Genomic DNA, 20,263 nt, shown 5'->3' on the forward strand with positions numbered 1-20,263 from the left:
AGGCTTCCTATCGCGAAAATGCCAGGAGGCCGGGCCCCCTTCCAGAAAGGAGACCCGGCCTCCGCGCCGTCACGACGCAAACCTGCGGAACCGGCAAACCGCTACCGACCCACGCACCTAGCGGCGCGCCGGCGGGCCCGGCAGCATGCCTGCGGGCTCAGTGTCCGCGGATACGTTCGCCGCTGAGCAGCTTCTGCGTCACTTCGACATCGGGGTGCACCAGCACCACCGAACCGTCGCTTTTCCACGCCCCCAAAGACTGCGCCAACGCCGATTCCAGGCCGTCACCGGCCCGTACCAGCAGGCGCGGCCCGTCGTCGTGGGCTGCCGCGAAACCGTTCAGCAGTTCGCCGTGTGTGTGCGCCGTGCCGGCGGCGGTCCGGACGGCCCGCCGCGAGGCCTCCGGATCGGCGTGCGCCAGATAGACGTCGCCGTGGGAGCGGACTTCGGCGGCATAGTCAACGACGCCGGTGGGCAGCCCGCCCGGCCAACGCATGGCCAATGCCGGCAGCGCCACCGCCATCACGACGTCGAAGGCCCCCTGCGCTGCGGCGGGTCCCGGATCCGCGGTCGCCAGTAAGTCGGCGTCGGCGTCGTCGAGCACCAGTTCCATGCCGAGCTGCCACGCCGCCAGGGCAAGAATCACGGATTTCCAATGGGCGGGCAGGTCAAGCCGCAGGCGGGTCCCCGGTTCGGCGTCCAGCTCGTCCTGCAGGAGGTTGCTGGTCTTTGCCACCCAGTTGTCCAGGACCCGGCCGGACAGCTCGACGCGCTCCGAATTCGGTCCGTACCAGGTCAGCCGGGGCGAGGTGGACTGGCCGGAACGCAGGGCTGTCATCAGTTCTATTGCCGGGATACTCATGGAATCATCCTGCCACGGCGGCGTCGGGTGTGATCTCCCTCACACCCCGAGCGGCAGGGCTTCCTGGCGCCCCGGGTGTTCACCGAAAATTCCCCGGGATTTCGGCAAAAACAGCCGGGAGTGCTCAGTAGCCTTATTATTCCGCGGAATTTTGGGGCTGCTACCAAAAAAATCAGGGCGTGGCGTGCCGCAATTCCTTGTGCCAAGTTGATTATTATCTCCGCCGTGGCTTGACTCGGTGATACTTACACGCGTGTAATTAGGTATCGAAAGCCAATGCGCAGAAACCGGCACATAACCGAGTGTCCAAGTGTCAGGCAAAGGCTGCAAAATCAGAGAGGAAACGCCAATGGGGCTAGCAGAGCGTATCCATGAAGATGCCGTCGTTGCCGGCCAGGCCACGGCGAAATACCGTTCGCGCGGGGTGCCGAGCGACTGGTATGTGGATCCGGCCGATCCGGACGCAGCGGACCGTTACAACGAACACACCAGGGACTCCCTGCAGGAGGCGGCCACCGCCTTCCTCGCGGCGCACGATGAACTTCTGGCCGGACCGGACCAGGAGAACGATCTCCACGATCCGCCGATGGAACTGCAGACGCTCCACGCAGGCACCACCGCGCAGCCGGTCTGGATCGGATTGCCCTCCCAGCAGGACTTCGACGATGAAGGCGAGCTCGGATGGCAGACGGATGCGCTGTGTGCGCAGACGGACCCGGAGGCGTTCTTCCCCGAGAAGGGCGGCTCCACCCGCGATGCCAAGAAGGTCTGCGGGGCGTGCAATGTGCGGTCGCAGTGCCTCGAATACGCCTTGTCCAACGACGAGCGGTTCGGTATCTGGGGCGGTCTCTCCGAGCGCGAGCGGCGCCGGCTTAGGAAGCGAGCAATCTAATTCTTCAGGATGTACGAGTCACCGCCGTCGTGGTCTCCCACGACGGCGGCGGCTTTCTCCCCAGGACCCTCGCGGCGCTGGCGGGCCAGACCCGGCCGGCGGATGCCCTCATCGGGGTAGACACCGGCTCCCGTGACCACTCGGCAGCCCTCCTCGAACAGGCTTTCGGTAAGGCCAACGTCACCGTTTTCGACAAGACCAGAAGCGGTATGGGCGGCGCGGTCAGGGCCGGGCTCAAGGCCCACGCGCCCTGGCCCGGCAACCCCGGAAGGGCGTCGGAAAGCAGCGCCCCGGGCTCCGAATGGATCTGGCTCCTGCACGACGACGCCGCACCTGGCCCCGAGGCCCTCGCCGAGCTGCTGCAGGCCGTGGAGCGGGCACCGTCCGTCACCGTGGCCGGCTGCAAACAGCTGGACTGGCACGCCGAAAGGCGCCTGATCGACGTCGGACTCTCCACCAGCCGCTGGGCTGAGCGGCTGACGCTTATCGACGCCGACGAACTGGACCAGGGGCAGTACGACGGCCGCAGCGACACCTTCGCGGTCAACTCTGCCGGCATGCTTGTCCGCCGCGACGTCTGGGAAGACCTCAGCGGCTTCGACCCTGCGCTGCCGGGCAGCGGCGACGACGTCGACTTCTGCTGGCGCAACCGGCTCGCCGGACACCGCGTGGTGGTAGTCCCCAGCGCCAGGATGTTCCATGTCTCCCACCGACCGCATGCCCTGGGCAATGCGACGGCGGCCCGCAAGGCCCAAGTCCATCTGCGGCTCAAGCACTCCGCCGCCTGGAAGGTGCCGCTGCACGCCGTGGGCGCCCTGCTGGGGAGCCTCTTCAAGCTTGTCCTGAGCATCGCGGTCAAAGACCCGGGGCACGGGTTTTCCCAGCTGCTGGCGACTTTCGCCGCGCTGGGACGCCCCGCCGCCGTGGTCCGGGGCCGGCGCAATGCCGCCCGGACCCGGCGGATCCGCCGTTCCGTCATCAAGGGACTGCAGGCACCCCGGCGTGAGGTCTGGGCCCACCGTCGCTCCCTGATGGAGGCCCTCGGCAGCGACGGCTCCAGCGAGGGGCTCTCCGGCCAGGACCCGCAGGACGAACAGCCCAGCGGTGACTCTGCCGACGACTTCGCGGCCCTGACCACGTCCGAGCGCAGCTGGGTGGGCAACGGTGCGCTGCTCGCCGTGCTCCTCACCGCCGCGGCGTCCCTGATCGGCCTGCCGGGCCTGTGGCGGGCCGAGGCCGTCTCGGGCGGCGCCCTGATCCCGGTCTCCCTCCGGCTGTCCGAGATCTGGCACCATGCGTCCGGGTGGTGGATCACGCTGGGCGGGGGGCTTCCCGGCCATGGTGACCCTTTCGGCTACGTGCTGTGGGTCTTCGGTGTACTTGGCGCCGGCGATGCCAATGGCGCCCTGACCTGGCTCCTGCTCCTGGCCATGCCGCTGTCCGCCCTCGGCGCCTGGTTCGCGGCCGGCGCCCTGACCCAGCGGCGCCGGCTCCGGGTGGCCGCAGCCTTCGTCTGGGCCGGCGCGCCGGCCCTTCAGGTGGCACTCAACCAGGGGCGCGTGGGCGCGCTGCTGGCCCACCTCATGATTCCGCTGCTGGTGCTCGCTCTGCTGCGGGCCACCGGTACCGCCGCCGGCCGCGGCCGCTATGCGGTTCCCGCCCCGGGGGAGCGACGTTTCACCGAGGCGCCGCCCGTCAAGCCCGGAATTAACGGCACGCCCTCGTGGACCGCCGCCGCCGCAGCCGGCCTCGCGCTGGCCGTCGTCACGGCGGCAGCGCCCTCCCTGCTGGTGCCTTCCATCATCCTGGTGGCGCTCTGCGGCGTCCTCCTGGGCCGCCGCGGCCGGACCGTGTGGTGGGCGCTGCTGCCGAGCCTCGCACTGTTCCTGCCGTTCCTCCTCTCCACCCTCGACCGGCCCCGGGCCCTGCTTGCCGACCCCGGACTGCCGCTGGGTTTTGACGCGGCCCCGCTCTGGCAGCAGGCGCTCGGCCAGCCGCTGCACTTCGCCGCCGGCGGCGGCCTTACCGGGCTCCCGGTATTCGGCGGCTCCGCCGGGGCGCCGGCCGTGCCGTGGGCGCTGCTGCTCGCTTTGCTGATCGGCGTGCCGGTCCTGATCCTGGCCCTCGCCGGCTTGTTCCGGCCGAGCCGGCGTGCCAGGGTTGCCCGCAGCCTGTGGGCCGCCGCCGTCCTGGTGCTGGCCGGCGGCTGGCTGGCCGGACACTTCGCGTCCGGCGTCAGCGGCAGTACCCTGGTCACCCCGTTCACCGGACCGGCGGTGTCCGCCGCCGTGTTCGCCGTCCTGGGCGCGGCGCTGATCGGCGCCGAGGCCCTGCTGGACTCCGCCGACCGGGCTGCCGCGGCGACCACCGGCCGCAGGATCCTGATCCGCTCCGCTGCGGTCACGGCCGTGGTCCTGCTGCTCGCCGGACCGCTGGCCGGACTTACCGTGTGGGCCGCGCAGAACCTTGTGCAGCCCGCCGCTCCGGACGCAACTGCGGCGGACGCGTCCTCTCCAGCGACGCCTCCTCCCGTCGCGGCCGCCGGTTCGCTCGGCACACCGCGGCTGGTGCAGCCCGCCAAGTCCCGCACACTCCCGGCCACGGCGATCGACCGCGGCGAGGGACCGGAAAAGTCGCGCACCCTCCTCATCTCAACCGGTGAGAACGGTGCGTACGACGCGTCGCTGATGCGCGGGGCAGGTACGACCCTCGACGCGCTTTCCGCCATCGCCGCGGCGCGTCCCATCATGGGGGCTCCCGGACAGGAAACAGTCCGCGGTGACGACGCCGTCGCTGGTTCCCTTCGCGGCGTGGTGGCCACGATCGTGGCCGGCCAGGGCGTTGATCCGCGCTACGACCTGGAACGGCTCGGGGTCGGTTTTGTGGTCCTGCGGGCCACGGACACAGCAGCCCAGCTGACGGCGAGCCGGATGGATGCCGTTCCAGGACTTGTCGCAGTCGGCAAAACGGACGTCGGCTGGCTCTGGCGGATCAGTCCGCTGAACCAGCCGGTGATCAAGGCGGCCGACGTGGCGCACCGAGTACGGATCGTCGACGGCGGCGGGTCCACAGTCGGGCTCGTCCCCTCCGGGGCCGTCTCGGCCGACACGGCGGTGCCGGCCGGGCCGGAGGGACGCCTCGTCGTCCTGGCCGAGCGTGCCGATCCGGGCTGGAGCGCCTGGCTGGACGGCCGGCGGCTGACCGCCACCAGCTCGGACTGGGCGCAGGCGTTCACGCTGCCCGCCCAGGGCGGCCAGTTAAGCCTCCGCTATGAATCGCCGTGGGCCCTCTGGGCCGGAATCAGCCAGGCCGTTGTGATCGGCCTGACCGTGCTGCTGGCCATCCCCATGCCTGCCCGCCGGCCGAACACCGGACTCTCCAGGGACGAAGGCTCCCTGCGTAAGGAACACCAGCATGCATAAGGACGACAATTCCAGCGCTGAACGCAAGCTTGGCGCCGGGGCGGACGCCGGCGCCAACACCGGCCCTGGTAGCACCGGCCCAAGCGGCACCGGCCCAAGCGGCACTGCAACACCGCTTGAGCCGGCCACTCTGCCTGAGCCGACCACTCTGCCTGAGCCGGCCACTCTGCCTGAGCCGGCCACTCTGCCTGAGCCCGGCACTCCGCCTGAGCCGACCACTCTGCCTGAGCCCGGCACGTCCGGCCGGATCCGGTCGCGGCTGAAAGTGCTTCCGCGCGGCGGCGGGGTGGCCGGAGTGCTGTCCGCCCTCGTCCTGGTCGCCGCCGGCGGCGGGCTCGTCTCGGCGGTGGCGCTCGCACCCCAGGGGCCCGGCAGCAGCCGGCAGCTTGAGGTGCCGCTGGCGTCCGTGCCCGCCGGCAGCAGCGTCGGCGTGTGCCCCGGGCCGGCCCGGCTGCTGGAAGGCGCGCCGGTGGGCACCGATCCGCAATTCAGCCCGGAATCGGCCACCGCAAAGAGCCTCGTCAACGCCGTTGTGCTCAGCTCAAGCGCCGGGGTCCTGCCCGGCAGCCGGCTCTCCTCGCTCACCGGCAGCGCCCTGGTGGAGCTCGCCAAGGGCACCCCGGCGCCGGGCCCGCAAGGCCCCTCGGCCGCCGTCGCCAGGCCGGCGGCCGGACCGCCGGTGCTGCTGGCGGGCGTGGTGCCCCAGCGAGGCGTCGACGCCGTGAGCGTCCTCAGCGCCGACGCCCAGGCGGACCGGCAGGCCTCAGCTGGCGCCGTCATGAGCTACACCGCCAGCGACGGGGACCTGCGCGGCTCGGCAGCGGCCGCCTGCCAGCAGCCGGCCAACGATCTCTGGCTCGTCGGCGCCAACACCGCCGTCGGCCGGACAGCCGTACTCAATATCAGCAACGCCTCCAGCACCCCGGCCACCGTGAACCTGGACCTCTACGGCGCGAAGGGCCCTGTTCCGGCCCCGGGCAGCCGAGGGCTCCTCGTGGCTCCGGGCAGCACCCGGTCCATCATTCTGGCCGGTCTGGCTCCGGGGCAGGAACGTCTCAGCGTCCGCGTGCGAAGCGCCGGCGGCCCGGTCGCCGCGGTGATCCAGCAGAGTGTGCTGCGTGGGCTCACGCCCGGCGGTGTCGACTTCATTGCCCCGGGTGCGGCGCCGGCGATCCGCCAGGTGATTCCCGGAGTCGACGTCCAGGATCCCGCCAGCCTCGCGGCGCTTACCGTGAAATCCGGCTTCGCCGATGCCGCACCGGCCTTGCAGATCACGGTGCCCGGCTCCGCCGACGCGGTCGTTGCCATCAAGCTCTACGGGCGCGACGGCCAGAAGCCACTGCCGGGCGGCGGGGTCGTCACGGCCAAGGCCGGCACCGTCACCGAAGTCCCGCTGGCAGGCGTTCCGGCCGGCCCCTACACCGTGGCATTGAGCTCGGACGTCTCCTTTGCCGCCGCCGCCCGTCTCACGAGGGGCGCCAAGGCAGAGGACGCCTCCGACCTCGCATGGTCACCGGCCTCGGCCAGGCTCGGAAGCCAGCACGTGGTTCCGGTGCCGGGGACGGGCGACCGGTTCCTCGTGTTCGGGGCCCCGGAAGGCCGTGCCAGGATCTCTTACACCCCGATCACCGCCGACGGCAAGATCCGGGCCGCCGCGGCCGCCGACATCGCCGGTGCTACCACCGTGTCCATCCGGGTGCCGGCCGACGTAGACGGCTCGCCGATAGTCGGCTACCTGGTGTCCGCCGCGGGTGACCCGGCCTATGGCGCCGTGCTGCTGCAGCAGGACGGCACGCAGGATGTGTCCACCGTCGCCGTCGTCCCGGGGGCGGCAGGGCAGGAACAGGTGCCGGTCACACTGGGGTATTAGCGGGCAACTTCGCTGGGCCCTCGGGGGCCCTCGGGGGCCCGGCTCCCGGGGCGTGGGAACCCCGGGCCCAGGGACATGCCCCGCGCCGGGGCCAGCGGATGGACAGATTGGCATTGTGCCCAGTCCCGGGTGCGAAGAATGGGCATGTCCCCCTGGCGCGGCGGAGCAGCCCGGCTTTGCGGCTCCGGACCCGCGTCGCGCCTGACTGGACATGCCCCGCGCCGGGGCCAGCGGATGGACAGAGTGTCATTATGCCCGGTCCCGGGTGCGAAGAATGGACATGCCCCCCTGGCGCGGCGGAGCAGCCCGGCTTTGCGGCTCCGGACCCGCGTCGCGCCTGAATGGACATGCCCCGCGCCGGGGCCAGCGGATGGACAGATGGGCATTATGCCCAGTCCCGGGCGCGAAGAATGGGCATGTCCCCCGGCGCGAAAAGGCTGTGGCCCCGCTTGGACCCCGACGAACTGACGAAAATTACCGCCAGTCCCGCCGTGAGATCCCGGCGGACGAAGCTGTGCTGCCAGCTAGTAGCGGCGGCGGTATACCGGATCCAGTGATTCGGGTGGCACGCCGAGCATCTCGGCTGTGTGCTCCACCACGACGTCGTGCACAAGGTCCTGGAGTTCCTCCCTGCTGCCGCAGGCGTGCTCGACAACCCGCCGGTACAGCGTGATCACCGGGCCTTCCTCCGCCGTCGCGGGTGCATAGGAGCCCATCGGAGCGGGCGACCCGTCCGCCACCAGCCTCTCCAGGCCCGGCGGGATTTCGTCCACGGCAAAGCGGACGCCGTCCAGCGGCTTGCCCCAGATATCGTGCAGGCGCTCGGCCGAGTCCAGCACAAAGTCGTCGAAGCGGTCCGAGCGGGTCCGGTAGCCGGGCAGGGTGGACAGCATAAGCTCGCCGCGGAGACCGCGGCTGTGCCTGTTCCTGCGGCGTTGGCGGAAGCCTCTCGGCACAACGGACAGGCCGGGGCTGCCGGACTCGGGACCGGCGTCGGGGTCAGCCATCCGGACCGTAAAACCGGGATCGTGGCGCGATGACTGCATATCTCGACTCTAAACCCGGCGGATGATTTGCGCGATATGGGCTCCGCGACCCGCCGTCAGCGCGTCGGACGGCGGCCGGCGGACCGGGGGAGTAGTCTGTGATGTCGTGGGTGCAATCCGTCTTTGTTCAAGGTCAGCCTGCCGCAATTCGGCGGTGGCAACTTTGACGTACGTCTATGCCGATTCCACCGCCGTCCTGGGGCCGCTGGCAACGTACGCCGAACCGCACTGTTATGACCTGTGTGAACAGCACGCCGGATCGTTGACCGTTCCGCGCGGTTGGGAAGTGTTGCGGCTCGCTATGCCGGCCGTCCCCGCCGGACCCGGGCCCGATGACCTGCTGGCGCTGGCCGACGCCGTCCGTGAGGCCGCTGTCCGGCCCGCCGTTCCGGAGCCTGGCCACGGGCGGCGGAGCGTGCACGCCGCGTTGGAGGCGCCGGCCGCCGCCGAAGGCGCCCGCCGGGGGCACCTGCGCATCCTGCGCGAACCTTCCTGAGCCGCGAGTGGCGGTAGGCTGGGAACTGCAAAATCCGTCAGCCGCCGGCGCCTGCTGCGGCTCACATCAGGGAGCGTTCACCATGCCGAAGATCAGTGCCGAACTGTTGTCTGTCCTGAGATGCCCCGTCACCGGGTCCGCGCTCGTGCAGGACGGCGAGGAACTCGTCACCATTGCGGCGGGCGGAACCGGCGAGAAGCTGCGCTATACGATCGAAGACGGCATCCCGCTGTTGCTGCCGCCGGAGCTGCTCTCCGCGGCCGCCGCAGCCCGCGCCGGGCAGCACGACGCCGGGCAGCACGACGCCGGGCCCCGCCGCACCGCTAGATAGACTCCGCCGATAGACTCCGCCGATAGGCTCCGCCGAATAGTCGCCGCACAGCCCCATCGGCCCGCCGTTCAGCACCGAATAACCAGTTAGTCACCGACCCACAAGGTCACCGACAAACAGGGTCACCCAATGCAGGCCACCGGCCCCCGCCGGCTACAACGAAGGATTTTCATGACTTTCGACTACAAGATCGCGGACATCTCCCTGGCCGAGGCGGGCCGCCACCAGATCCGCCTCGCCGAACACGAAATGCCCGGACTCATGTCCCTGCGCGAGGAGTTCGGCGCCGGCCAGCCCCTGAAAGGTGCCCGCATCGCCGGTTCCCTGCATATGACGGTCCAGACCGCCGTGCTGATCGAGACGCTCACCGCCCTCGGCGCCGAGGTCCGCTGGGCTTCCTGCAACATTTTCTCCACCCAGGACGAAGCCGCCGCCGCCGTCGTGGTCGGTAACGGAACGGTCGAGGACCCGCAGGGTGTTCCCGTGTTCGCCTGGAAGGGCGAGACGCTTGAGGAGTACTGGTGGACCGCCCAGCAGATCCTGACCTGGCCCGGGGCGGACAGTAACCCGGATTTGGGCCCGAACATGATTCTCGACGACGGCGGCGACGCCACGATGCTCGTGCACAAGGGCGCCGACGTCGAAGCCCTCGGTGCCGTGCCGTCCGCCGCCGCGGACGAGTCCGAGGAAGGCCGTGTCTTCCTCGAGGTGCTGCGCGCCTCGCTGCAGGAGGACCCGCAGAAGTGGACCCGCATCGGCTCCCGCCTGCTCGGCGTCACCGAGGAAACCACCACCGGCGTCCACCGCCTCTACCAGCTCGCCGAGCAGGGCAAGCTGCTGTTCCCGGCGATCAACGTCAACGACTCCGTCACCAAGAGCAAGTTCGACAACAAATACGGCATCCGCCACTCCCTGCCGGACGGCATCAACCGCGCCACCGACGTCCTGATGGGCGGCAAAGTCGCCGTCGTCTGCGGTTACGGCGACGTCGGCAAGGGCGCCGCGGAGGCGTTCCGCGGCCAGGGTTCGCGTGTGATCGTCACCGAAATCGACCCGATCTGCGCGCTGCAGGCAGCCATGGACGGCTACCAGGTGGCGAAGCTGGAATCCGTCCTCAGCGAGGGCCACATTTTCATCACCACCACGGGCAACAAAGACGTCATCATGGCCGAGCACATGGCCGGCATGCGGGACAAGGCCATTGTGGGCAACATCGGCCACTTCGACAACGAGATCGACATGGCCGGCCTGGCCCGGATCCCCGGCATCAAGAAGGTCGAGATCAAGCCCCAGGTCCACGAGTGGGTCCTGGCGGCAGTCCCGGCCACGGGAGAGGACAGCCGCTCCATCATCGTCCTCTCAGAGGGCCGGCTCCTGAACCTCGGCAACGCCACGGGACACCCGTCCTTCGTTATGAGCAACTCCTTCGCCAACCAGACCATTGCGCAGATCGAGCTGTTCACGAAGCGCGACCAGCCGGAGGGGGAGCGCGAGTACGGCAAGCAGGTGTACGTGCTGCCGAAGATCCTCGACGAGAAGGTGGCCCGGCTCCACTTGGATGCCCTCGGTGTTGAACTGACCGAGCTGTCCAAGGAGCAGGCCGAGTATCTGGATCTCGACGTGGCCGGCCCCTATAAGTCGGAGCAGTACCGCTACTAAGGGAGCCGCGAAACGTCAGCCACCACGACGGCGGCCCGCAGCGAACGGTCACCTATGCTGGTACAAGGACATCGTGAGCTCTGATGTGGGCTTGGAGGAAAAGCAGTGGGGGAACACAGGAAATGGCCATGACTGAAGACAGCGGTCGTCGACGACGGCAGCCCGCACGCCGCACGCGCGGCGCCGGCAAGATGCTCGCCGTACTCTCGCTCTGCGCCGTCGTCGGTGCGGGCGGAATCGGCATCGCGACGGCTCCCGGCCGGGCCGAAGCGAAGATGTCTTCGGAGTCTTCGGCGCCGATGCGGAACGTCTCCGGCCTCGCGGCCCCGGTGGTGAAACCCGTTGAACTCGGTGTGACCCCGAACGACGGGGCGCAGGGCGTCAACCCCGCGGCCCTGCCCGCGGTCAAGGCCGTCAACGGCGTCGTGAAAGACGTTGTGCTGGAGCCTGCGTCCGGCGGTGACCGGGTGCGCGGGACAACCAGTCCCGACGGCTCGACCTGGACTGCGGAGGATCCGCTCGAATTCGACACCAAGTACAGGTACAGCTTTACGGTCGCCGACCAGGCCGGACGGGAAACCAAGAAGGCGCAGACATTTGCCACGGTAGCGAAGGCCAACGAGGCGGACGCCGCCGTGTACCCGCTGAACGGCACAACTGTCGGTGCTGGTCAACCCATCGAGATTGTCTTCAGCGAGCCTGTGCTGAACAAGGAGGCCATGGAGAAAGCCGTCACCGTGACAGTTTCCTCCGGTCAGGCCGTGGCGTGGCACTGGTATTCGGACCGGCGCGTCCGGATCCGGCCCGAGGCATTCTGGGCCGCGAACAGCCAGATCAGCGTGGACCTGAAACTCTTCGGCGTGGACTTCGGCAACAAGATGGTCGGCAACTCCGACTCCAAGGTCTCCTTCAAGGTGGGGCCGCAGCGGCTCGCCGTCGTCGACGACACAACGAAAACGATGAACGTCTACTTCGACGGGCAGCTGGTCCGGACCGCTCCGGTCACGCTGGGCGACGCGGACTGGCTCTCACCCACCGGCTTCGCCGTCATCATGGAGCAGGAGCGCACGTCCAAGTTCAACGCCGGCAGCATCGGTCTGAAGCCCGGTGACAAGGGCTACTACCCCCCGCTGACCGTTGAATATGCGAACCGGCTGACCACGTCCGGCGTTTACGTCCACCAGGCCCTCGAATCGGCCTGGGGTGCGGTCGGCAGGTCCAACGTCTCGCACGGCTGTGTGGGCCTGCTCCCGGCCGACGCCACCTGGTTCTTCAACAATATGAAGACCGGCGACGTGGTGCAGACCCTCAACACCGGCGCGCCGCCGGTGGAGCCGCTGGAGGGCTTTGGCGACTGGAACATACCCTGGGCGCAGTACGCCAAACGCTGAGCCCGGCCGGCCGTCGCCGGCCGCCCGGAATTTGCCGGCCGAATCCCGGCGGCAACCGGGGTGGCATCTCGCCCGTCCCGAGGCTCTGGCGGTAGGCTCGTAGGCAGATAATGAGCGTCGCCCGGTTCAGGCCCGGCGGCGCGGACGCCTACGGAAGCGAAACGCAGTGACTGACAATAGTCCCACCCCGCCGAACCGGCAGGATCCGCAGCTGGATCCGGCCAACGATTCCGACGAACCCGCCTTCGAATGGATGAAGACCGCCGCCGCGGGAAGAAATTCCGACATTGCGCCCGGGAACAGTGCGGCAGCAGGGGGGACTGCAGCAGCGGAGGCTGCAGCACCCGGGATTACCGCAGCGGAGGCTGCAACGACGGGGGCCGCTACGCCGGAGGCTGCCGCTCCCGTCCGTCGCCAGCCCGGCGGCCGGGCCGACCGCCGGGCCGCGGAAGCCGCCGTCGAATCGCCCGGCACCACGACGGCCAGGGGACCGGATCAGGGACCGGACAGCGGGAGCGGCGCGGTCTTCAGTGAGCCGCTGGCCACGTCCGCGCTGCAGATCCGGCCTCCGCAGGAAGAGGTGGAGCGCCGGAACGCCGAACGCGAGCACGCGGCGAACGCCAAACCCGTTGCCCCCCGGGTCATGCAGATCCTGCTCGCCGTCTGCTTCCCGATCATCCTGCTGGTGCTGGCAGTCCGCGCCGTCGCCAGCCCCCTGTTCCTCTGGGTGGAGTACAACCGCCCGGGCTTCCCGGGTGACGGCTACGGGTTCAGCACGGACGACCGGATGACCTATGGTTCGTACGCCGTGGACTATCTCAGCAACTGGTCAGGCCCTCGCTACCTCGGGGAGCTCGTGAACCGCAGCGGGGACAAGCTCTTTATGGACGGCGAAGTCAGCCACATGGCTGACGTCAAGCTCGTCATCATGTCCGCGTTCGGGGCAGGAGCCCTGCTGCTGCTGCTGAGCCTCATCGCCGTGATCTACCTGCGGCGCCGCAGCACCGGGGGAGTGCGCCGGGGGCTCTTTGCCGGCTCGGTGGCCACCCTTGCGGTCATCATCGGGCTGGGAACCCTGGCCGTGCTCGGCTGGGAGCAGTTCTTTACCCAGTTCCATGCCGTTTTCTTCGCCAACGGCACCTGGACGTTCTCCCTGCAGGACACCCTGATCCGGTTGTTCCCGGGCCAGTTCTGGGTCGATGGAGGCATCACGATCGGCGGCCTCGTCCTGCTCGTCTCGCTTGGCACCTTGATCCTGACCTGGCCGACGCGCAAGCGCCGCGGCCTGCCAAAGCGCGGAACCGTCGACGGCGGCCCGGCCGGGGACGCTGCGGCTGTCGCCGCTGCGGACGCCCCGGCCGAGGATGCAGCAGACCCCGCCGCGGTGAAAGGATCCCGGTTCCGGTGGTCCAAGGCCCGTAAAGCTGAGGCCCGGCAGGGAGGGGCCGAAGGCGAAGCCCAGGGCACGGTGGCTGTTGAGGCAGCCCCGGCTGGTGTGGGCGCGGCGGCGCAAGACTCCGCCGATCCGGCCGACGGCGTCAGCCGTAGATCCGGTTGATGCGTGCCTCGTAGTCCCGGACGACGGCGGCACGCTTGAGTTTGAGCGAGGGGGTCAGGTGCCCGGATTCCACGGTGAAGTCAGCGGCCAGGATCACGAAGCTGCGGATGGACTCGGCCGTGGACACGAGCGAGTTCGCCTCGTCCACGGCGCCCTGGATAGCCGCCCGGACCAGCTCATTGCCGGTCGCCTCGGCGAGGCCCATCGCCGCAACCTTGTGGGTGGCACACCAGTTCTCCAGTCCTTCCGGATCAAGGTTGACGAGGGCCGAAACGAACGGCCGGCCATCGCCGATCACGATCGCCTGCGCCACCAGCTGATGTTCGCGGATCTTTTCCTCGAGCGGCCCGGGGGCGACGTTCTTGCCGCCGGCGGTCACCAGGAGGTCCTTCTTCCGACCCGTGATCGTCAGGAAGCCGTCCTCGTCGAGGGATCCGAGGTCCCCGGTGCGGAAGAAGCCGTCCACAAATGCCTCGGTGTTGGCCGCGGCGTTGGAGTGGTACCCCTTGAAGACGCCGATGCCCTTAACCAGGATCTCGCCGTCGTCGGCAATCCTGATGGTGGTCCCGGGCACAGGAATGCCGACGGTGCCCACCTTGGTCCGGGTCGGGGTGTTCGCCGTGCACGGCGCCGTCGTCTCGGTGAGGCCGTAGCCCTCGAGGACGGGGATGCCGGCCCCGCGGAAGAAGTGCGCGTCGTGTGAGCTCAACGGACTCGCACCGGAGACCGTGTAGCCCAGTTGGCCGCCGAGGACCTGCCGCAGTTTCGGGTACAGCAGCCGGTCAAAGACCGCATGCTTGGCGCGGGTGACCAGGCCCGGGCCGGCGCCTTTGCCCTGCGCGGCAGCATCGAGGGCCTTCGAGTAGTCGATGGCAACGCCGGCCGCCGTCTCGAACAACCGGGCTTTGCCGGCGAGGGCTGCCTTGTGCGCTGCGCCGGCGTAAACCTTCTCGAGGATCCGTGGCACCACCAGCAGAAACGTGGGCCTGAAGTTGCCCAGGTCCGCCAGCAGCTCCTTGGCGTTGGAGGTGTGGCCCAGTGTAGTGCCGGCGCTCAGGCAGACCACCTGGACGGCGCGGGCGAGGACGTGGGCGAGCGGCAGGAACATCATCGTCCTGGAGCGGGGCTGCAGCAGGATCTCGGGCAGGAACAGCACGATGTTCTTGGCAACGAGGGCGAAGTTCCCGTGCGTGATCTGGCAGCCCTTCGGCCGGCCGGTGGTGCCTGAGGTGTAGACCAGTGAGGCGACGTCGGCGAGTCCCGCCGCGGAGCGGTGCCGTTCCAGCTCGGCGTCGCCCACGCCGGCACCGGCGGCGGCGAGGCTGGCCAGGTTCGGGGCGCCGCCGTCGTCGTCCATCCGGATGACCGGGAGCATCCGGTCCCCGAGGCGGCCGGAGCTGTCCAGGACGCCCTGGACGAGGGCTGCCGTGGCCTGGTTCTCGGCGAAGACGCGCCGGGCGCCGGAATCGTGCAAAATCCACTCGACCTGGCTGGCGGAGGACGTTTCGTAGATGGGGACGGTGATGCCGCCGGCAAACCAGATGGCGAAGTCCACCAAGGTCCATTCATAGCGGGTGGCGGACATCACTGCGACCGTTTCACCAGGGGTGATGCCGCCGGCGACCAGGCCTCTGGCCAGCGCCGTGACCTGGTCCAGGAACTGCTGGGCGGGGATATCTGCCCACCCGGCGGGGCCTTTGCGGGAGTAGAGCGGATGCACAGGATCCTTGGCATGCTGCTCCAGGAGCAGATCCGTCACATTGCTGTCCGGGTCCAGCTCCGCGAGCAGTCCGGTGCTTGCTTCTCTCACAGCCTGGTCTCCGTTCCGGGTTTGCCTGATGGTGGCTGACGTCCCTAGCAATCCTGCCCTAGATCCAGGACGGCATCCACATCCGGAAGCGCCAGTCCTGGTAGCTGATGGTCTCGGCGGTCCAGACCGGGTAGAAGAACGCGGAGATGACTACGGCCGTGACCACGAAAAGCGTCACGAGGTACAGTCCGGAGCGCCGCCGCCAGGGCGGGTCCGCCCGCCGCCCCAGGACCAGGCCCAGGCAGTACACCAGAGCCAGCACGAGGAAGGGCTCGAAGGACACGGCATAGAAGAAGAACATGGTGCGTTCGGGGTACAGGAACCAGGGGAGGTAGCCCGCCGCCACGGCGGAGAGGATGGCCCCCGCGCGCCAGTCGCGCCGGCCGGCCCACCAGAACAGCAGGATGCCAAGGCAGGCTGCGGCGCTCCACCAGATCAGCGGGTTGCCGACCGACAGGATGGCTGTGGTGCAGCTGGCCGCGTCGCAGCCGGGGCTGCCCTGTTTGGGCGACTCGTAGAAAAACGAGGTGGGCCGGCCCAGGACCAGCCAGCTCCAGGCATTGGCCTCGTACGGGTGGTCCGAGCTGAGGCCCTGGTGGAACTTGTAGGCCTCGAGATGGTAGTGGGCGAGGGACCGGACGGAGTCCGGCAGCCAGCCCCATTCGGCGGAGGGGTTGGTCTCGGCCCAGCGCCGGAAGTAGGCGTCTTTGGACCGGAACCAGCCGGTCCAGGAGCCGGCGTAGACCAGGGCGGCCACAGGGACGATGCTCAGGAAGGCCACGATGCCGTCCTTGAGAATGCCGCCGCTGATCCAGCCGTGGATCCCGGCGATCCGGCGTGCGCTCAGATCCCAGACGACGGTCAACAGCCCGAAGCCGGCGAGGAAGAACAGTGCGGACCACTTGGTGCCGACCGCCAGGCCCAGGCACACCCCGGCGGCAAGGCGCCACCAGCGGATGCCGAGCCAGGGACCGGCGGCCAGCTGGAGCGCGGTGGGCCGGCCGCCGGGGGAGGCCCCGGCCTGCCGGCCGAGCCGGTTGGCGAGCCGGCGCCGGCCGTCGTCACGGTCCATCAGCAGCGCGCCGAACGCCGCGAGGATCCAGAACATCAGGAAGATGTCCAGCAGAGCGGTCCGGGACATCACGAGGTGGTGGCCGTCCACTGCCAGCAATACTCCGGCCACCGCCCCGAGGGTCAGCGAGCGGAAGAGCTTCTGCGCGATCAGCGCCAGCAGGAAGATGGACAGGGTGCCGGTCAGGGCCGCGCCGAACCGCCAGCCGTAGGCGTTGTCCGGTCCGAACAGCCACATGCCCGCGGCGATCATCCATTTGCCCACCGGCGGGTGGACCACGTATTCGGGCGTGTCCAGGAGCACACCGGGGTTCCCGGCGATGAAGGAATCGTTGGCCTTCTCCGGCCAGGCCCGCTCGTAGCCGCTGACCAGGAGGGAATAGCCGTCTTTGACGTAGTACGTCTCGTCGAAGACCAGGGTACGGGGTGTGTCCAGCCGGACGAGGCGCAGCAGCCCGCCGATGGCTGCGGTGATGGTGGGAATCAGCCAGAACCACAGCCGGAGCGACGGCGGATAGTCCCGCCAGCTCCGGATGCTGCCGGTCAGGCGCTCTCTGAGGGCCTCGGCGGTGAAAGCCTCCGAGGGGCGGCTGATCCAGCGGTGCCCCTCAAGATTGCGTCCGGGGCTGATGCTGCCTGTACCGGTGGCTGGGGGCGCCGATCCGGCGGAACCGGCCTCGGCAGGCCGCGTGGGGGTCTGCGTCACGTTGCCCATGCTACCTTTCGCCGCCGTCTTCGTCGGTCCGTTCGGCGGTCCTTTCACCGGTCCGCGCCTGAGCCTGCCCGCGCCGGCAGTAGGCTGGACGTGTGGACCATGAACCCAGCACCTCCCCGATTCTTTCCGACGCCGGCGGCGGACCCGCCATCGGCGTAAGCGACGGCGTAGGCGCCGGCACCGGGGTCGGGGCCGGCACCGCACGGGACGAAGTCCAGGATCGGGAGTCGGATCTGGAGTCAGCCGCGGGCCAGGATCTGGAGCCGGCCGCGGGCCCGTGGGCCGGGGGCCCGGGGCGGATCGTGCTGGCCGCGACTCCGATCGGCAACGCCGGCGACGCCACCTACCGGCTGATCGAGCTGCTGAAGACGGCTGACATCGTTGCCGCAGAGGATACCCGGCGGCTGCACCGGCTCGTCACGAACCTCGGCATTACCGTGGCCGGCCGGATCATCAGCTATCACGAGCACAATGAGGCGGCCAAGACCGGCGAACTCCTGGACCAGGTGCGCTCCGGGAAGACCCTCGTGATGGTGACCGACGCTGGCATGCCGTCCGTCTCGGACCCCGGCTTTCGCCTCGTTGAGGGCGCCGTCGCTGCCGGACTGACGGTCACTGCCGCCCCCGGGCCTTCCGCCGTGCTGACGGCCCTGGCGCTGTCCGGGCTGCCGACGGACCGGTTTTGCTTTGAGGGGTTCCTGCCCCGCAAGGCCGGCGAACGGTCCTCCCGCCTCGCGGATCTCGACGCCGAGCGGCGCACCATGGTGTTCTTCGAGGCCCCGCACCGCCTGGAGCCGATGCTCCGCGCCCTGCGCGAACGGTTCGGCGCCGACCGGCGCGCCGCCATCTGCCGCGAGCTGACCAAAACCTACGAGGAAGTCATCCGCGGCACCCTGCGCGAACTGCTCGAATGGGCCGAGAGCAGCGAGGTGCGCGGCGAGATCGCCGTCGTCGTGGGCGGCGCCCCGGAACGGGATCCCGGCAAACCTGAGGACCACGTGGCCGCGGTCAATGCGCTGATAGGGCAGGGCATCCGGCTCAAGGAGGCCGTTGCCGCCGTCGCCGAAGAAGCCAGGGTCAGTAAACGGGAGTTGTACTCCGCCGTTCTCGCCGCCCGGTAACCGTGCGGTAGCCGTGCGGTAGCCGTGCGGTAGCCGTGCGGTACAGCGGTACGGCCGGCGGGATCCGGGGCCGGGGGTGTGGTTGTGCACCTGCACAGGGCTTTCGGCCGGTTGTAGTGCGTACCGGCGTAGACACTCCGGAGAGCCCGGCGGTACCGTGGCAGTAAATCCAGTGCGTCATCGGGGGGCGGGAGACCGTCGAACGAGAGACCGTGCTGGCATCCAATCCGAGTTCACACCGAATTGCCGACGAGGGAGTCAATTGTGACTGTAACCGCCCAGCCCACTGTCACCGCCGAGCGCGAAAGCTCGCTGCTGGCTTCTGTCCCCACCGGCCTGCTGATCAACGGGCAGTGGCGTCCGGCCGCCTCCGGGAAGACTTTCGACGTCGAGGATCCGTCCACTGGCAAGGTCCTGTTGAGCATCGCCGACGCCGGTCCGGAGGACGGGGCCGCAGCGCTGGACGCCGCGGCCGCCGCCCAGGAGTCGTGGGCGAAGGTTCCGCCGCGGGAGCGCGGGGAAATCCTGCGCCGGGCCTTCGAACTCGTCACCGCACGGGCCGAGGACTTCGCGCTGCTGATGACGCTGGAGATGGGCAAGCCGCTGGCCGAGGCCCGCGGCGAGGTCACCTACGGGGCGGAGTTCCTGCGCTGGTTCTCCGAGGAGGCCGTCCGTGCTTTTGGCCGCTATTCGGTGTCCCCGGACGGCAAGTCCCGGCTGCTCGTGACGAAGAAGCCGGTGGGACCGTGCCTGCTGATCACACCCTGGAACTTCCCGCTGGCCATGGCCACCCGCAAGGTTGCCCCGGCCGTGGCCGCCGGCTGCACCATGGTGCTGAAGTCCGCGAACCTGACGCCGCTGACCTCCCAGCTGTTCGCCGCGGTGATGCTGGAGGCGGGGCTGCCGGCCGGCGTGCTGAACGTGATCCCCACGTCCACGGCCGGGGCGACCACCGGTCCGCTGATCAAGGACTCCCGGCTCCGCAAACTGTCCTTCACCGGTTCCACCGAGGTCGGCCGCCGCTTGCTCTCGGACGCCTCCGAAACGGTCCTGCGGACCTCGATGGAACTCGGCGGCAACGCCCCATTCGTGGTGTTCGAGGACGCCGACGTCGACGCCGCCGTCGCCGGGGCAATGCTGGCCAAGCTGCGCAACATGGGCGAGGCCTGCACTGCCGCGAACCGCTTCATCGTCCACGAGTCCGTGGCCGCCGAGTTTGCGGAGAAGTTCGCCGCGAAGATGGCGGACATGACCACGGCACGTGGCACCGAAGCCCACTCCAAGGTGGGCCCGCTGATCGATGCCAAGAGCCGCGATAAGGTCCACGAACTGGTGTCCGACGCCGTGTCCGCCGGTGCGGTCGCGGTGATCGGCGGCTCCGCCGTCGAGGGCCCCGGTTACTTCTACCAGCCGACCATTCTCACGGGTGTCACAGAAGGTACCCGGATCCTTTCCGAGGAAATCTTCGGCCCCGTCGCCCCGATCATTACCTTCGACACCGAGGACGAGGCCGTAAGGCTCGCCAACAACACCGAGTACGGCCTCGTGGCGTACGTCTTCACCAAGGACCTCAACCGGGGCATCCGGATGGGCGAACGGCTGGAGACCGGCATGCTGGGCCTGAACGCCGGCGTGGTCTCCAATGCCGCAGCCCCCTTCGGCGGAATCAAGCAGTCCGGTCTGGGCCGCGAGGGCGGCCTGGAAGGCATCGAGGAATACCTCTATACGCAATACATCGGGATCGCCGACCCCTACGCCGGCTAAGTGCTAAGAAACCAGCCAGGAAAAGTAGGGCATTCTCCCACCGCGGTGCGTCCGCGGCGCTGAGCCACCAGCTGCGGCGCACCCGGCGGAGTCCGTCGTGGATCCTCGACCAGGATCGCACGGCGCTCCGCCGGGGGACATGCTCATTTTTCGCACCCGGGACTGGGCATAATGACACTATGTCCATCCGCTGGGCCCGGCGCGGGGCATGTCCCCTTGGGCGGGTGTCCAGTCCGATTGTCCAGCCCAGGGACA

14 protein-coding genes are annotated in these 20,263 nt (G+C 69.2%); 10 read left to right on the forward strand and 4 right to left on the reverse strand.

Translation table 11 applies throughout. The features are described from left to right. Positions 1 to 157: 157 nt before the first annotated feature. A complete protein-coding gene (locus RCH07_RS17620) occupies positions 158 to 862 on the reverse strand; it encodes a TIGR03089 family protein (protein ID WP_326968787.1) in 705 nt (234 codons plus the stop codon). Positions 863 to 1,211: 349 nt separating this feature from the next. Between RCH07_RS17620 and RCH07_RS17625 the strand changes: the two genes are divergently transcribed. From RCH07_RS17625 to RCH07_RS17635, 3 genes are all read left to right on the forward strand, one after another. Further along, the gene (locus tag RCH07_RS17625) at positions 1,212 to 1,754 is read left to right on the forward strand and encodes a WhiB family transcriptional regulator (protein ID WP_326968788.1); all 543 of its coding nucleotides are present in this window, start codon (positions 1,212 to 1,214) and stop codon (positions 1,752 to 1,754) included. Between the two features lie 29 nt (positions 1,755 to 1,783). Then, entirely contained in the window at positions 1,784 to 5,176 is a 3,393-nt protein-coding gene (locus tag RCH07_RS17630; protein WP_442784865.1) for a glycosyltransferase, read from the forward strand. Positions 5,177 to 5,441: 265 nt separating this feature from the next. Continuing rightward, the gene (locus RCH07_RS17635; protein ID WP_326968789.1) at positions 5,442 to 7,046 is read left to right on the forward strand and encodes a DUF5719 family protein; all 1,605 of its coding nucleotides are present in this window, start codon (positions 5,442 to 5,444) and stop codon (positions 7,044 to 7,046) included. A gap of 524 nt (positions 7,047 to 7,570) precedes the next feature. Here the strand turns inward: RCH07_RS17635 and RCH07_RS17640 are convergent. Beyond that, the gene (locus RCH07_RS17640; protein WP_326968790.1) at positions 7,571 to 8,092 is read right to left on the reverse strand and encodes a metallopeptidase family protein; all 522 of its coding nucleotides are present in this window, start codon (positions 8,090 to 8,092) and stop codon (positions 7,571 to 7,573) included. Between the two features lie 106 nt (positions 8,093 to 8,198). Between RCH07_RS17640 and RCH07_RS17645 the strand changes: the two genes are divergently transcribed. From RCH07_RS17645 to RCH07_RS17665, 5 genes are all read left to right on the forward strand, one after another. Beyond that, positions 8,199 to 8,588 carry a DUF3499 domain-containing protein gene (locus tag RCH07_RS17645; RefSeq protein WP_326968791.1) on the forward strand — a complete coding sequence of 130 codons (390 nt, stop codon included), beginning with the start codon at positions 8,199 to 8,201 and terminating at the stop codon, positions 8,586 to 8,588. 82 nt (positions 8,589 to 8,670) lie between these two features. After that, positions 8,671 to 8,919, forward strand: coding sequence for a Trm112 family protein (locus tag RCH07_RS17650; RefSeq protein WP_326968792.1), 249 nt, complete (start codon positions 8,671 to 8,673; stop codon positions 8,917 to 8,919). A 171-nt stretch (positions 8,920 to 9,090) separates the two neighbouring features. After that, the gene (gene ahcY, locus RCH07_RS17655; RefSeq protein WP_326968793.1) at positions 9,091 to 10,578 is read left to right on the forward strand and encodes an adenosylhomocysteinase; all 1,488 of its coding nucleotides are present in this window, start codon (positions 9,091 to 9,093) and stop codon (positions 10,576 to 10,578) included. Positions 10,579 to 10,706: 128 nt separating this feature from the next. Continuing rightward, positions 10,707 to 11,969, forward strand: coding sequence for a L,D-transpeptidase (locus RCH07_RS17660; protein ID WP_326968794.1), 1,263 nt, complete (start codon positions 10,707 to 10,709; stop codon positions 11,967 to 11,969). 166 nt (positions 11,970 to 12,135) lie between these two features. After that, complete coding sequence (locus RCH07_RS17665; RefSeq protein WP_326968795.1) at positions 12,136 to 13,527, forward strand: TIGR01906 family membrane protein; 1,392 nt, start codon at positions 12,136 to 12,138, stop codon at positions 13,525 to 13,527. On the opposite strand, the gene RCH07_RS17670 is transcribed toward RCH07_RS17665, so the two are convergent. Beyond that, the gene (locus RCH07_RS17670) at positions 13,508 to 15,337 is read right to left on the reverse strand and encodes an AMP-dependent synthetase/ligase (protein WP_326968796.1); all 1,830 of its coding nucleotides are present in this window, start codon (positions 15,335 to 15,337) and stop codon (positions 13,508 to 13,510) included. The two genes, RCH07_RS17665 and RCH07_RS17670, sit on opposite strands and share 20 nt — an antisense overlap. A 58-nt stretch (positions 15,338 to 15,395) precedes the next feature. Beyond that, positions 15,396 to 17,123, reverse strand: a complete 1,728-nt coding sequence (locus tag RCH07_RS17675) for a dolichyl-phosphate-mannose--protein mannosyltransferase (RefSeq protein ID WP_326968797.1) — start codon at positions 17,121 to 17,123, stop codon at positions 15,396 to 15,398. Positions 17,124 to 17,356: 233 nt separating this feature from the next. Here RCH07_RS17675 and rsmI point away from each other — a divergent pair, with 233 nt between their 5' ends. After that, on the forward strand, positions 17,357 to 18,244 hold the full coding sequence (gene rsmI, locus RCH07_RS17680; protein ID WP_442784866.1) for a 16S rRNA (cytidine(1402)-2'-O)-methyltransferase: 888 nt from the start codon (positions 17,357 to 17,359) through the stop codon (positions 18,242 to 18,244). Between the two features lie 264 nt (positions 18,245 to 18,508). Further along, positions 18,509 to 20,008, forward strand: a complete 1,500-nt coding sequence (locus RCH07_RS17685) for an NAD-dependent succinate-semialdehyde dehydrogenase (protein ID WP_326968798.1) — start codon at positions 18,509 to 18,511, stop codon at positions 20,006 to 20,008. Positions 20,009 to 20,263: the final 255 nt, after the last annotated feature.

The sequence above is a fragment of the Arthrobacter sp. CG_A4 genome, assembly GCF_035985125.1.
Taxonomy (GTDB): Bacteria; Actinomycetota; Actinomycetes; order Actinomycetales; family Micrococcaceae; genus Arthrobacter.

Bases quoted from the DNA above. Each gene is read 5' to 3' on its own strand.
- RCH07_RS17620 (WP_326968787.1), bottom strand. From the start codon at position 862: ATGAGTATCCCGGCAATAGAACTGATGACAGCCCTGCGTTCCGGCCAG.
- RCH07_RS17625 (WP_326968788.1), top strand. From the start codon at position 1,212: ATGGGGCTAGCAGAGCGTATCCATGAAGATGCCGTCGTTGCCGGCCAG.
- RCH07_RS17640 (WP_326968790.1), bottom strand. From the start codon at position 8,092: ATGCAGTCATCGCGCCACGATCCCGGTTTTACGGTCCGGATGGCTGAC.
- RCH07_RS17650 (WP_326968792.1), top strand. From the start codon at position 8,671: ATGCCGAAGATCAGTGCCGAACTGTTGTCTGTCCTGAGATGCCCCGTC.
- ahcY (WP_326968793.1), top strand. From the start codon at position 9,091: ATGACTTTCGACTACAAGATCGCGGACATCTCCCTGGCCGAGGCGGGC.
- RCH07_RS17660 (WP_326968794.1), top strand. From the start codon at position 10,707: ATGACTGAAGACAGCGGTCGTCGACGACGGCAGCCCGCACGCCGCACG.
- RCH07_RS17675 (WP_326968797.1), bottom strand. From the start codon at position 17,123: ATGGGCAACGTGACGCAGACCCCCACGCGGCCTGCCGAGGCCGGTTCC.